Source organism: Methylogaea oryzae (assembly GCF_019669985.1).
Taxonomy (GTDB): domain Bacteria; phylum Pseudomonadota; class Gammaproteobacteria; order Methylococcales; family Methylococcaceae; genus Methylogaea; species Methylogaea oryzae.
Genome location: NZ_AP019782.1, coordinates 3,645,363 through 3,658,528 on the forward strand (window position 1 = coordinate 3,645,363; position 13,166 = coordinate 3,658,528).

Sequence of the window (13,166 nt, forward strand, 5' to 3'; positions counted from 1 at the left end):
TCCGCCGCGCCTACGGCGCGCCGGCCGCCCGCGCCGCGATCAACGCCTCGAACTGCTCGGCCGGCACGGGACGCCCGAGCAAATAGCCTTGCATCACTTGGCAATCTTCCCTCAGCAGAAAAGCCTCCTGCTCCTCGGTTTCCACGCCTTCCGCCACGGCCACCAAGTTCAAGGCGTGAGCCAGCGAAATAATGGCCTGGATGATGGCGCGGTCCTCCGGATCGGATGAAATGTCGCGGACGAAGGACTGGTCGATTTTCAGCACGTCGATGGGCAGCCGTTTCAGGTAGCTGAGGCTGGAATAGCCCGTGCCGAAATCGTCCACGGCGATGGAAATGCCCAGGGATTTGAAGCCGTGCAGCACTTTGATGGAGTGATTGACATCGCGCATCAGCAGGCTTTCGGTGATTTCCAACTCCAAGCGGTCCGGCGCCAAGCCGGTCTCCTGCAGAATTCTCGATACTCGGTCCAGAATATTGGGCTCCTGCAGCTGCCGCGCCGACACGTTGATCGCCACGCGCAAGTGCTCCATCCCCATGCTTTGCCAGGATTTGGTTTGCGCGCAGGCGGTTTGCAGCACCCATTCGCCGATGGGCAGGATCAAGCCGGTTTCTTCCGCCACCGGGATGAATCGGTCGGGCGAAATCAGCCCCTTGGTCGGATGTTGCCAGCGCAGCAGCGCTTCCATGCCCGTGATGCGTCCCGAATCCATCACCCGTTTCGGCTGGTAGAAGAGCTGGAATTGCCCTTTTTCCAGCGCCAAGCGCAGCTCCGACTCCAACTCGGCGCGGCTTTCGGCGACGACGGCCATTTCTTCGGTGAAGAATTCGTAGTGGTTACGGCCTTTTTCCTTGGCGCTGTACATGGCGGCGTCGGCATGCCGGATCAGCGTTTCCGCATCGAAGCCGTGGTCGGGGTAAACGGTGATGCCGATGCTGGGCGTGCTGACCAGGCTGTGCGAGCCGAAGACGTGGGGCGGAGCCAGCTCGTCGATGAGTTTCTGCGCCACCCGGGCGGCGTCCTGGGCGCCCACCGCCTCCAGGATCACCACGAACTCGTCGCCGCCCAGCCGCGCCACGGTGTCGATTTCCCTGAGGCAGGATTGCAAGCGCTGGGCCACGGAAATCAGCAGCTGGTCGCCCACGGCGTGTCCCAGGGAGTCGTTGATGTGCTTGAAGCGGTCCAGGTCGATGAACATCAGCGCCAGGGGCGTTTCGTGACGCTTGGCGTTGGCCAGCGCTTGGTCCAGCCGAGCGTGGAACAACAAGCGGTTGGGTAGGCCGGTCAGCACGTCGTAATGGGCCAACCGCTGGATATGCTCCTCGCTGGCCTTGCGCTCGGTAATGTCGGAAAAAATCGCCACGAAGTTGGCGATCCGGCCGGCGATCTTGATGGTGTTGATGTAGGTCCACTTGGGGTAAATCTCGCCGTTTTTGCGGCGGTCCCAAATCTCCCCCTCCCAGTGCCCGTTTTTCAGCAGGGTGCTCCACATCTCGCGGTAAAACGCCTCGTCGTGGCGGCCGGACTTGAGGATGCGGGGCGTTTGGCCGATCGCTTCCGCGGCGCTGTAGCCGGTGATATCGGTGAAGGCGGGATTGACGGAAACGATGACGTTGCGGCTGTCGGTCACCAGAATGGCTTCACTGCTGGACTCGAACACCTTGGCCGCCAGCAGCCGGGACTGTTCCGCCTCTTTGTGCAGGGTGACGTCGGAGAAGGTGACGACCGCGCCGATCGCCTCGCCGTTCTCGTATTGCGGATAGGACCAATACTCGGCGAAAAACGAACTGCCGTCGGCGCGCCAGAAAACGTCGTCGGCGCCGTGGATGATCTCGTCGGTGAGCAGGGCCTGGCGCACCTCGCACCGTTCTTTGTCGCAGGGCGTGCCGTCGGCGAGAGTATGGTGGATCAGGCAATGAATATCTTTGCCCACCAAGTCCGCTTCGTGCCGATAGCCGAGCAACGTCAGGCCGGCCGGGTTGCAGAAGGTGCAGCGGCCTTGAACGTCCAGGCCGAAAATGCCTTTGCCGATAGAGTTGAGCAGCAACTGGTAACGCTCTTTTTGCTGCCGCAGCTTTTCCTCCGCCTGCCCCCGTTCCGCCGCAACGGCGTCGGCGATGCGCAGCTCGTCCTCCAATTGCTCGCGCCGCTTGAGCTCGGTAATGTCTTCGGCCAAACCGACGTATTGCTTGACCGGGCCGCTGTCGGCGGGCACCGGAAATCCCCGGTCCCGTATCCAGCGCACCGTGCCGTCCGGCCAAACGATGCGAAATTCGCATTCGAAAGGTTGCCCGGTTTTTTCCGTGGCCAGGTTGGCTTGCACCCGCTCCCGGTCGTCCGGGTGGACGGCGTCGAAAAAGGAATGCGGATTGTCGTACAGCTCCTGGCAACTGTGGCGCCAGACCCGCTCGTAACCGGGGCTGACGTAGAAAGTCTTTTCGCTGTCCACATCGGCCATCCAGAACACTTCGGCGATGTTGTCCATCACCAGCCGCAGCTTGGATTCGCTTTCCTTGAGCAGGGCCTCCGCCTGTTTGCGCTCGCTGATGTCGCGCAGGATGCCGGTGAACTGCCGCTGGCCGTTGACCGTCATTTCGCCGACCGCGAGATCCAAAGGAAACTGGCTGCCGTCCTTGCGCCGGCCGACCACTTCTCGGCCGATGCCGATGATTCTGGCGTCGCCGGTTTCCATAAAACGGCGCAAATAGCCGTCGTGAGCGCTGCGGTAGGGTTCGGGCATCAACAGGTTGACGTTGCAGCCCAGCACCTCGTCGGCGTGATAGCCGAAAATGCGTTCGGCGGCGGGATTGAACAGGGCGATTCGACCGTAGGCGTCGATGACGATCACCGCATCCACCGCCGTCTCCAGCACCGCGCGCAAGCGGGCCTCGTTTTCCGCCAGCTTGCGTTCGGCCGCCTTGCGCTCAGTGATGTCGCTGTGGGTGCCGATGACGCGCAACGGCTTGCCGTTTTCGTCGCGGCCGATAATCATGCCCCGGTCGAGGAACCAGCGATAGCCGCCGTGCTTGCAACGCATGCGGTGTTCGCTGACGTAAATCGGCGTTTCCCCCTCCAAATGCCGCCGGATGCCGTCGTAGCATTGCGCCAAGTCTTCGGGATGGATGTGCGCCTCCCACTCCTGCAAAGAGTCGCCCAGCTCGTCCTGACCGTAGCCCAGCATCTCCTTCCAGCGGGACGAGGCGTAAACCTTGTTGTCGGCCACGTGCCAATCCCACACGCCGTCGCCGGCTCCCTCCAGGGCGAATTTCCAGCGTTCCTCGCTTTCCTCCAGGGCCTTTTGCACGTTTTGACGCCGGGCCAGCTCGTCGCTCAATGCCCGAGCCGTCACCAAGGCGCGCTCGCGGCCGCGCACCAGCAGCCAACACAACAGCGTCAACGACAGCCCGAACGCGACTTCGCTGTAGACAGCCTGCATTTGGCCGGCGGCGTATGGCTCTTGCCGCCAAGTTTGGTAGATGAGCGCCAGGGAGGTGGCCAAGACCAGGCAGGGCAATAGCCTGGTCGGCCTAAACCGAGAGTTTTTCTTATTATTATCGCCTTTCATGGGCCGCCTCGAACTGCCGCCCGCCCCCGTCCGGCATGGACGCCGACGGGTGAACAGGCAATTACCGCGCAGTTTAGTGGAGTTTGCGCCTCGGGGGGAACCGGCTGGCTTAGGCTATTTCGCGGAGCAGCGCACAAGCCGCCGAACGAAAGGCGCGGGGCGGCGGCGGCGCAAGCGAGGAATTACCCGTCCTCGGCTACCGGCCGCGGCGCGTCGTGGAATTGCCGCCGGTGCAATTGGGCGTAGATGCCGCCGAGCGCCAGCAGTTCGGCGTGATCGCCGCGCTCGACGATGCGGCCTTGGTCCAGCACCAGGATCAGGTCGGCGTTCTCCACCGTGGACAGGCGGTGGGCGATCACCAGGGTGGTGCGGCCGCGCATGGCTTTGTCCAGGGCCAGCTGGATTTTCTGCTCCGATTCCGTGTCCAGGGCCGAAGTGGCTTCGTCCAGGATCAGCAGCGGCGCGTTTTTCAGCAGGGCGCGGGCGATGGCCAGCCGCTGGCGTTGGCCGCCGGACAGCTTGACGCCGTTTTCGCCGATGAGGGTGTCCAGGCCGTCCGGCAGCCGCTCGATGAATTCCAGGGCGTTGGCTTGCCGCGCCGCCTCGACGATGGCTGCCCGCGGCGCGTTGCCCAGGGTGCCGTAGGCGATGTTGGCGGCGACCGTGTCGTTGAACAACGTGACGTGCTGGGTCACGAAAGCGATCTGGCGGCGCAAGCTCTTCAGGGCATATTGGTTGACGTCGACGTCGTCCAACAGGATCTGGCCCTGGTGATGGTCGTAAAAGCGCGGGATCAGGTTTACCAGGGTGGTCTTGCCGCTGCCGGAATGGCCCACCAGGGCCACGGTCTGGCCCGGTTCGGCGACGAAAGACACGTCGTCCAGCACCGGCCGCTGGCTGGCCGGGTAGCCGAAAGTCAGCCCGCGGAACTCCACCCGGCCGCGCGCCCGCTCCACGTCCAGGGTGCCGTGGTCCGCTTCCGGCGCCTCGTCCAGTACCTCGAAAATGCTTTCGGCGGCGGTGATGCCTTTCTGGATGGTGGAGCTGACCTCGCTCAACTGGCGCAGGGGCTTGGGGATGAGGATGGCGGTGGTGATGAAGGCGACGAACTGGCCGGCGCTGCCGTCGCTCATCATCAGCAGGGCCAGGTAGATCAATACCGCCAGGGCGCTGGTGACGATCAGCTGCAACACCGGCGTGCTGATGGCGGAGGTCTTCACCATGCTCAGCAACTGGCGGTAGTTGTCGCGGCTGGCTTCGCGGAAGCGCCGCTTTTCGTAGTCCTCGCCGCCGAAGCTGCGCACCACCCGGTGGCCGGTAATCAGCTCCGACGAGATGTGGGTGACGTCGCCCATGGAGCTTTGAATGCGCTTGGCCTGCTTGCGGAAGCGCTTGTTGGCGCGGGACACGACAAAAGCGATGAGCGGCGCGATGGCGAGGAAGATCAGCGACAGCCGCCAGTTGAGGTAGGCCAGGTAGCCGATCAGGGCGATCACCGTCATGCCTTCCCGCACCACCACTTTGATGGCGTCGGTGGCGGCGGTAGTCACCTGGGTGACGTTGTAGGTGACGCGGGAAATGAGGTGGCCGGAGTTGTTGTCGTCGAAGTAGCTGGTGGGCAGTTCCGTATAGCGGTCGAAAATCCTGCAACGCAGGGTGTGCACCACGTTGTTGGCCACCTTGGCGATGTAGTAATTGCCCAGGAACGAACCGATGCCCCGCACCAGCATGATGCCCACCATGGCCAGGGGAATCCACATGGCCTCTTCCTGCTTGCGGTTCTGCACGTAGTCCACGGCGCTTTCCATCAGCTTGGTGAAGGCGGGCTGGGTGGCGGCGTAGATGACGAACCCGATCAGGCTCACCGAGAAAATCAGCCAGTAGGGCCGGACGTAGGACAGCAGCCGCAGATAGGCTTGCAGGCTGTTGGGGGGCTGGGCTTTGGTGTCGTTCAAGGGGGGAGGCTTTCGCAGTGTGGGACGGCGAGGATTGTACCGTAGGGGGGCTGGGGGCGGTAGGCGAGCGGGTCGGGGGGCTTGCAGGGACAGTCCGCGCCTACGGGACGGGGGCCGCCATCTCCGGTTGATAGAACTTGGCGTTGTTGCGCCCGCTTTTTTTGGCGTAATACATGGCGGTGTCGGCGTTTTTCAGCAATTGGATTTCGTCGTCGCCGTGCTCGGGATAGACGGCGATGCCGATGCTGGAAGAAATGCGGATGTAGTGGCCGGCCAGGGCGAAGGGCGCAGCCAGGGCTTGCAGGATTTTTTCCGCCACCAGCAGGGCATCGGCGGCCACGTCCAGGGTGGGCAACAGCACGACGAATTCGTCCCCGCCCAAGCGCGACACCGTATCCGACTCGCGCACGCATTCCTGCAAGCGAATGGCGACTTCCTTCAGCAGCAGATCGCCGACGGCGTGGCCCAGGGTATCGTTGACCGGTTTGAAGCGGTCCAGGTCGATGAACATCAGCGCCAAGGCAGCCTCCTCCCGCCGCGCTTGCGCCAGGGCCTGCTGGATGCGGTCGGTCAGCAGGGTGCGGTTGGGCAGGTCGGTGAGCACATCGTAATGGGCCATGTGATGCATGCGCCGCTCCGTGGCTTTGCGCTCGCTGATGTCGGAAAACACCGCCACGTGATGGGTGAGCCGGCCTTTGTCGTCGCGCACCTGCTTGATGGACAGCCATTCGTTGAACAACTCGCCGTTCTTGCGGCGATTGACGATTTCCCCGTTCCAGCAGCCGGTGGCGGCCAACGTGGCGTAGAGCTCGTCGTAAAAAGCCGGCGGGTGGGCGCCGCTGGACAGCAGGTGCGGATTCTTGCCGATCACCTCTTCCGGCGCATAACCGGTGATGGCCGCGAATGCGGGATTGACGGCGATGATGCGGTTGTCCCGGCTCGTCACCATGACCGCTTCGTCCACGGCGCTGTAGACGGTGGCGGCCAGCCGCAGCGCCGCCTCCCGCGAGCAACGCTCGGTGACGTCCTGCACGAAGGCGTAGATGCACTGGCTGTGGCGGGTTCGCATATAGGTCGCGCTCACCTCCACGTCGATATGGGCGCCGTCCTTGCGTTTCCAGCGGGTTTGGAAACGGTCGGCGCCGGCCGCCATCATTTTTTCGAAGTGCCGGGCGATTTCCTCGGGCGTTGCCAGCGCCTCCATGTCCGCGATGCCCAAGGCCAGCAACTCCTGCTCCGTGTAACCGGTCATGTACGCCAGGGCCGCGTTGGCCTCGACGATCCTGCCTCGGCAGTCCGCCACCAGATAGCCGTCGATGGAGGTGCGTATGGCCGTGGCATAACGCTGCGCCAGCGTCGCCTGCTGTTTCCAATGCAAGGCGAACCAAACGAGCAACGCCAGGGACAAGCTGACGCCGACGCCGGCAATGGCGACGAAGGTCGGCTTGTCCTCGTCATGGGTGCCTTCGAAATTTCCCTGGGAATACACCTTGATCGTCCAGGGATGTCCGGCGATTTCCAAGTGCCGGATGCTGTGCAAGCGAGCGGCATCGCCGCCCCGGCCCAGGTTGGCGCTGCGGTGCAGCAGCGCGGCGTCCTCCAGGCTGTCGCCGTCGTAAATTTCGACTCCGAGCTCGGCAGCATGTACGCCGAAAATCCCGGCCATCAAGTCGTCCATGCGGAACAGCCCGACGATCCAGCCCAGCAAATTGGCGCGGCGGGACGCCAAACCGTCGTGCCGGGCGTTGGTTTGGTATACCGGCAACAACATCTGGAAGCCGGCTTGCGCGTGCGGGCCGGTTTCCACGGACAACCGAATTTTGCCGGTGATGGCGGCACGGTCCGAGTCCCGCGCCGCGTCCATGGCGGCGCGGCGAATGGGCTCCGAATAGATGTCGTAGCCGAAGGCGTTCAGGTTGGGGCCGTCAAACGGCTCGATGTAGACCAGAGGGGCATAGGCGTCGCGCTGGCCTTCGGGCCGGACGGCATAGGCGGGAAAGCCGTCCCGCCGGACGGCGGCGAGGTGGCTGGTCTTTTGCTGCGCCGGCACGGCCTGGGCGAATCCCACGCCCTGGATGCCGGGATAGTTGCGCGCCAGGTCCAGGGCGGCGACATAAGCGCGGAACTCCTCGCGGTCCACCCGGCGCGAAGCGGCGAACAACCCCTGCACGCCGGCCAGCACGTGTTCGTAGGCGGACATGCGGTGCTCCACGTCCCCGGCCAGCTCCCGCACGCGAAAATCGAAACGCACCCACAAATCCCGCTGCGCGCTTTCCTGCGCGCCCCGCCACAGTTGCTGGGCGACGGCGAGGGATGCCAACAGCGCCAGCCACGGCAATAGGTATTCCAGGTGCAATGCACCGAGATGGGCGCGCGGCAACCGGTTCCCGCTGACGTGACGCATTGGCGAGGCTTCCTGCGTGAATCGCTTAGGCATTAAAGCGTAGTCGGGCGTGGGGTTTTTTGTGGTAAATCCGCCACCTCGCGCCGCCCTGCGGGGCCAAATTCAGCGGGCGCCCGGCAAAAGGCGGTAAACTTTGCCGCTGATTCTCCGCTCGCTTCGCCCCATGCCCGCTCCCACCGCCCAGCAGGTTTTGCACAACGTTTTCGGCTATCCGGCCTTCCGCGGCCGCCAGCAGGAAGTCGTCGAGCACGTCGCCGGCGGCGGCGACGCCCTGGTGCTGATGCCCACCGGCGGCGGCAAATCCCTGTGCTACCAGATTCCCGCCTTGCTGCGCCGCGGCGTCGGCATCGTCGTATCGCCGCTGATCGCCTTGATGCAGGATCAGGTGGATGCCCTCAAGCAACTGGGCGTGAAAGCGGCTTTCCTCAACTCCAGCCTGGAGCCGGCCGACGCCCGCGAGGTGCAGGGACGGCTGGTGCGGGGCGATTTGGATATCCTCTACGTGGCGCCGGAACGGCTGCTCAAGCCCAACTTCCTGGCGACGCTGGAGCAGGCGCAAGACGGCGCAGGGCTGGCCCTGTTCGCCATCGACGAGGCCCATTGCGTGTCGCAATGGGGCCACGATTTCCGCCCGGAATACCGCGAGTTGACGGTGCTGCACGAGCGCTTTCCCGACGTGCCGCGCATCGCCCTCACCGCCACGGCGGATGCGCCCACCCGGCGCGAGATCGTCGAGCGGCTGGGGCTGGAGCAAGCCGAGCAGTTCGTCGCCAGTTTCGACCGGCCCAACATCCGCTACCGGGTGACGCAAAAAGCCAACGCCCGCCGCCAGCTGCTGGCCTTCCTGGAGACCGAGCACGCCGGGGATGCCGGCATCGTTTACTGCCTATCGCGCAAAAAGGTGGAAGACACCGCCGAATGGCTGCGCGAACAAGGGCGGGACGCTCTGCCGTACCACGCCGGCCTGCCCGCCGCCGTGCGCGAGGCCAACCAGCGTCGTTTCCTACGGGAGGAGGGCGTGGTGATGGTGGCGACGGTGGCGTTCGGCATGGGCATCGACAAGCCCAACGTGCGCTTCGTCGCCCACATGGATTTGCCGAAAAGCATGGAAGGCTATTACCAGGAAACCGGCCGCGCCGGCCGCGACGGCCTGCCCGCCGACGCCTGGATGGCTTACGGCCTGGGCGACGTGATCGCCATGCGCCAGCTGCTGGACTCCACCGACGCGCCGGAGGAACGCAAGCGCCTGGAGCGGCACAAGCTGGACGCCCTGCTGGGCTATTGCGAATCCACCGCCTGCCGCCACCAGACCATCCTGCGCTATTTCGGCGAAGACGATCACCCGGGCCATTGCGGCCAGTGCGACAACTGTTTGCAACCGGTGGACACCTGGGACGCCACCGAAGCCGCCCGCATGGCCCTGTCCTGCGTCTACCGCACCGGCCAGCGCTTCGGCGTGGGCCATGTGGTGGACGTGCTGCTGGGCAAAAGCACCGTTCAAGTGGAGCGCTTCCAACACCAGCAACTCAGCACCTACGGCATCGGCCAAGCCCTGACCCAATCCCAATGGAGCAGCGTGTTCCGCCAACTGGTGGCCGGCGGTTTCTTGACCGTGGACATGGAAGCGTTCGGCGGCCTGCGTCTCACCGAAGCGGCCCGGCCGGTGCTGCGCGGCGAGCAAGCGGTGTGGCTACGCCGCGACGCCGAACAGCCCAAGGTGCGCAAAACCCGCGAGGAACGCAAAGCCCGCCCGGAAGGCGCCGGCGACGACCCGCTGTGGCTGGCGCTGAAAGCCAAGCGGCTGGAGTTGGCCAGGGAGCAGGGCGTGCCGCCCTACGTGATCTTCCACGACAGCACCCTGCTGGAAATCCTCAACCATCGCCCGCAAACCCTGGACGAGCTGGGCGAAGTCAGCGGCGTCGGCCAAGCCAAGCTGACGCGCTACGGCGACGCCTTTCTCAAGGTGTTGGAGGACGTGGCGAACGGGGTGGGCGGCTAGGGCGGCGCCGCCCCCATGCTTCCCGTCGCAACGAAACCCAGGCCGCTTACAACCCGATCGGACATGTCGATGAAATACTGGATATTCGGTTTGGCGCTGATCCTGGCGGCCGGCCACGCCGCCGCTAACCCGTTGCCGCCGCCTGGCAGCTACAGCCTGCCGCCCATCAAGCAAGCCGCCGACGGCGAAGTGCTGGACGAGCAAGGCCGCGCCCTGCGCCTGCGCAGCCTGCTGGACGGCAAAATCACCCTGCTCAGTTTCATCTATTCCGCCTGCAACGACGCCAAGGGCTGCCCGCTGGCGACCCAGGTGCTGCACCAGGTCGGCAAGCGCCTCGGAAAAGAGCCGGACGTGGCGGGCAAGCTGCGCTTAATCACCCTGAGCTTCAACCCGCAACAGGATACGCCGGCGGCCATGGCCCGTTACGGAGAGCACCTCAAACGCGGCCTGGACTGGCACTTCCTCACCACCAGCGGCGAAACGGCCTTGCGCCCCATCCTGGACGCCTACGGCCAAGCAGCGGAGCGCCTGCGCGACAAACAGGGGCGGGAAACCGAGGCGTTCGCCCACCTGCTGCGCGTCTACCTCATCGACGGCAGGAGCCGGGTGCGCAATATGTACGACCTGTCCACCCTGCAGGCGGACCTGCTGGTGAACGACGTTCGGACGTTGTTGTCGGAAGAGGCGTCGACGCCGCCCGCGACCAACTCCGATTGCGCCGCCCCCCTCTGCGGCAAGGCGCTGCCCGCCACCACGCTGCTCGGCTGGGCCAAGCGGCCGCCGCAGGGCCTACAGCCGCCGCCGCTGGACCTGGACGCGCCCCTCACGCCGGAAGCCGTCGCCCTGGGCCGCAAGCTGTTCTTCGACCGCCGCCTGTCCTTCAACGACACCGTCTCCTGCGCCATGTGCCACGTGCCGGGACAGGGCTATACCAGCAACGAAACCGCCACCTCCGTCGGCATCGAAGGCCGCAGCGTGCGGCGCAACGCGCCCACCCTGTTCAACGTCGCCTACCAGCGCAGCCTGTTCCACGACGGCCGGGAATCGGCCCTGGAGCAACAAGCCTGGGGGCCGCTGCTGGCCGCCAACGAGATGGGCAATCCCTCCATCGGCCACGTATTGGCGAAGCTCCAGGCGCTGCCCGACTACGCCGACCGCTTCCAAACGGTGTTTCGCCGCGGCCCGACCATGGAAACCCTGGGACTGGCCTTGGCGGCCTACCAGCGCAGCCTCAACGCCGCGGACTCGCCGTTCGACCGTTGGCGCTACGGCGGCCAACCCGACGCCATAACGCCCCAAGCCAAGCGAGGCTTCGAGCTGTTCACCGGCAAAGCCGGCTGCGCCGCTTGCCACGGACTGGACGACAAATCGGCGCTGTTCACCGACCACGCGTTCCACGACACAGGCATCGGCTACCGTACCAGCCACGGCGACCCCGCCCAGCCGGTGCGGCTGGCGCCCGGATTGAGCGTGCGGCTGGATCCGCGGCGGCTGGCTTCGGTATCGGAAACCAAACCCAACGACTTGGGCCGCTACGAAATCACCCAAATCCCGGCCGACCGCTGGAAATACAAAACGCCGTCCCTGCGCAACGTCGCCCTGACCGCGCCCTATATGCACGACGGTTCGTTAAGCACACTGCGCGACGTGGCGGCCTTCTACAACCGAGGCGGCGTGGCGCATGCGGAACTCGATCCGGCGATCAAACCGTTAGGCTTGAGCGACGAGGAAATGGACGCTTTGGTGGCGTTGCTGCAAGCGTTGACCGGAAGCAACGCCGCGCAGCTGATGGAGGACGGCCGGGCCGCCGAAATCGGCGACCCGCGCTGAAACGGCCTTCGGGCCGGCGGGACGGTGAGTGCCGATACGCCTCAAGGCGCGGCGGTAACGTTTACCCGCGATGAGCAAAGCTTCTTGCCGCGCCCCGCGAACGCATCGCGATCCAATCCGCCGCGGCGGATGCGTTCGTTGAGGACGAACCGCACTTCCTGCAACGCGCCTTTTTGGCAAATGAGGCTGAGGGAATCCGCGGCGGCGTCGCCGAAATCGCGGCGCACGGCCTCGATCAGCTGATCCCGTTCCACCGATCCGCCGGCGGCATTGGCCAGCCGTTGGTTGAGCTCGCTGGCGTCCACCTGCGTCGCCAGCTCGACCGCCTTGGCGAAGTAGCCGTCCGGCGACGCGCTGTAACAACTGCCGTGCTTGGTCCACTCGTGGCGCTCCAGCAGCGATTGCGTGCCCGGCATGTATTTATCCAGCTTGGAACGGTTTTCCCCGGCCAATTGCACCGGCGGCAGCCGATCCCAAAGATGCCCCTCATCGTCCTGCCGCTGTTGCGCCGGCACTTGGCAATATTCGCCGCCGTCCGGCCACAAGCCGTGCAGCGTCAAATGGCCGGCCGCGAACGAAGCGCTGCTCTCGGCCCGACATTCGGCCGTCTTGCGATGGCTTTGGCAAAACGCCGGCTCCCAGCTCAACGCGAACACATATTGCTCCGCCCCGGCCGAGCCGGCCCAAAGGACCGACAACGCCGCCGCGGCGATGACGCGTTTAACATGATTCATCTACTCGCTCCCTGTTTTCCGTGTGCGCTTATTCCAGCCAATTGCCGATCATGGCCGCCGGACAGCGCCGCCTGCGCCGCCACGGCGCCGATCAACGCCATCAGCATGTCCCATTGGGTGTCCCAGGGATCGCCCTGGGTGGCGAGAAAATACTCCGCCGACGCGCCCACGGCAACGGCGGTCCACCACTCGATGAACTCGTACGCCGCGCTGATGGACAAACACACGCAGGCGACCAGGAACGCCAGCCAGCGCCCCGGCACCAACGGCGAAGTGCGCAGCAGGATCTCCCGCGCCAGTACGGCCGGCACGAAGCCCTGCATGAAATGGCCGATCCGATCGTAGGGATTGCGGGACAGGCCCAATAAATCCTCCAGCCAAAATCCCAGCGGCACGCGGGCATAGGTATAGTGGGCGCCCACCAGCAGCACCAGGGCGTGCAAAAAAATCAGCCGATACGCCAGCGGCGTCAGGGGAAAAGCGCGATGCGTCCGCCATAACAGCGGCAAGGCGATCAGCACCGGCGCCGCTTCCAGCCACCAGGTGGGCCCGTCGTAAGGCGCGGTTCCCGACCACGCCAGCACGGCGAGCGCGCCGGAAATCAGGGCGAAAAATTCGTAGCGCGACGGCGTCATAGGGACTCCTTGGGCACCAGCACGGGCCGGTTTCGGTTTATAGT

Annotated in this window: 7 protein-coding genes; 2 read left to right on the plus strand and 5 right to left on the minus strand. The window is 64.9% G+C overall.

Annotated elements, in window-relative coordinates; genetic code table 11:
- Positions 1-10 precede the first annotated feature (10 nt).
- The 3 genes from K5607_RS16210 to K5607_RS16220 all read right to left on the minus strand — a co-directional run bounded on the left by K5607_RS16210 (position 11) and on the right by K5607_RS16220 (position 7,924).
- Complete coding sequence (locus tag K5607_RS16210) at positions 11-3,514, minus strand: PAS domain S-box protein (RefSeq protein WP_221047628.1); 3,504 nt, start codon at positions 3,512-3,514, stop codon at positions 11-13.
- 233 nt (positions 3,515-3,747) lie between these two features.
- Positions 3,748-5,520: a lipid A export permease/ATP-binding protein MsbA gene (msbA, locus tag K5607_RS16215; protein ID WP_221047629.1), complete on the minus strand. Its 1,773-nt coding sequence runs from the start codon at positions 5,518-5,520 to the stop codon at positions 3,748-3,750.
- A gap of 100 nt (positions 5,521-5,620) precedes the next feature.
- Positions 5,621-7,924 (minus strand): bifunctional diguanylate cyclase/phosphodiesterase, encoded by a 2,304-nt coding sequence (locus tag K5607_RS16220; RefSeq protein WP_221047630.1) that lies wholly within the window; start codon positions 7,922-7,924, stop codon positions 5,621-5,623.
- A 163-nt stretch (positions 7,925-8,087) separates the two neighbouring features.
- Between K5607_RS16220 and recQ the strand changes: the two genes are divergently transcribed.
- Together recQ and K5607_RS16230 are read left to right on the plus strand one after the other, a co-directional pair.
- Entirely contained in the window at positions 8,088-9,923 is a 1,836-nt protein-coding gene (recQ, locus tag K5607_RS16225) for a DNA helicase RecQ (protein ID WP_221047631.1), read from the plus strand.
- A 69-nt stretch (positions 9,924-9,992) separates the two neighbouring features.
- Positions 9,993-11,753 (plus strand): cytochrome c peroxidase, encoded by a 1,761-nt coding sequence (locus K5607_RS16230; RefSeq protein WP_246598899.1) that lies wholly within the window; start codon positions 9,993-9,995, stop codon positions 11,751-11,753.
- Between the two features lie 41 nt (positions 11,754-11,794).
- On the opposite strand, the gene K5607_RS16235 is transcribed toward K5607_RS16230, so the two are convergent.
- Both K5607_RS16235 and K5607_RS16240 read right to left on the minus strand, forming a co-directional pair.
- Complete coding sequence (locus tag K5607_RS16235; RefSeq protein ID WP_054774163.1) at positions 11,795-12,487, minus strand: ribonuclease T2 family protein; 693 nt, start codon at positions 12,485-12,487, stop codon at positions 11,795-11,797.
- On the minus strand, positions 12,484-13,122 hold the full coding sequence (locus K5607_RS16240) for a DUF2238 domain-containing protein (protein ID WP_054774162.1): 639 nt from the start codon (positions 13,120-13,122) through the stop codon (positions 12,484-12,486). The genes K5607_RS16235 and K5607_RS16240 overlap by 4 nt, the downstream gene beginning before the upstream one ends.
- Between the last annotated feature and the right edge of the window lie 44 nt (positions 13,123-13,166).

What these genes read in the sequence shown, in the direction of transcription:
- K5607_RS16220 (WP_221047630.1), bottom strand. Translation starts at nt 7,924, where the DNA reads ATGCGTCACGTCAGCGGGAACCGGTTGCCGCGCGCCCATCTCGGTGCA.
- recQ (WP_221047631.1), top strand. Translation starts at nt 8,088, where the DNA reads ATGCCCGCTCCCACCGCCCAGCAGGTTTTGCACAACGTTTTCGGCTAT.
- K5607_RS16230 (WP_246598899.1), top strand. Translation starts at nt 9,993, where the DNA reads ATGAAATACTGGATATTCGGTTTGGCGCTGATCCTGGCGGCCGGCCAC.
- K5607_RS16235 (WP_054774163.1), bottom strand. Translation starts at nt 12,487, where the DNA reads ATGAATCATGTTAAACGCGTCATCGCCGCGGCGGCGTTGTCGGTCCTT.
- K5607_RS16240 (WP_054774162.1), bottom strand. Translation starts at nt 13,122, where the DNA reads ATGACGCCGTCGCGCTACGAATTTTTCGCCCTGATTTCCGGCGCGCTC.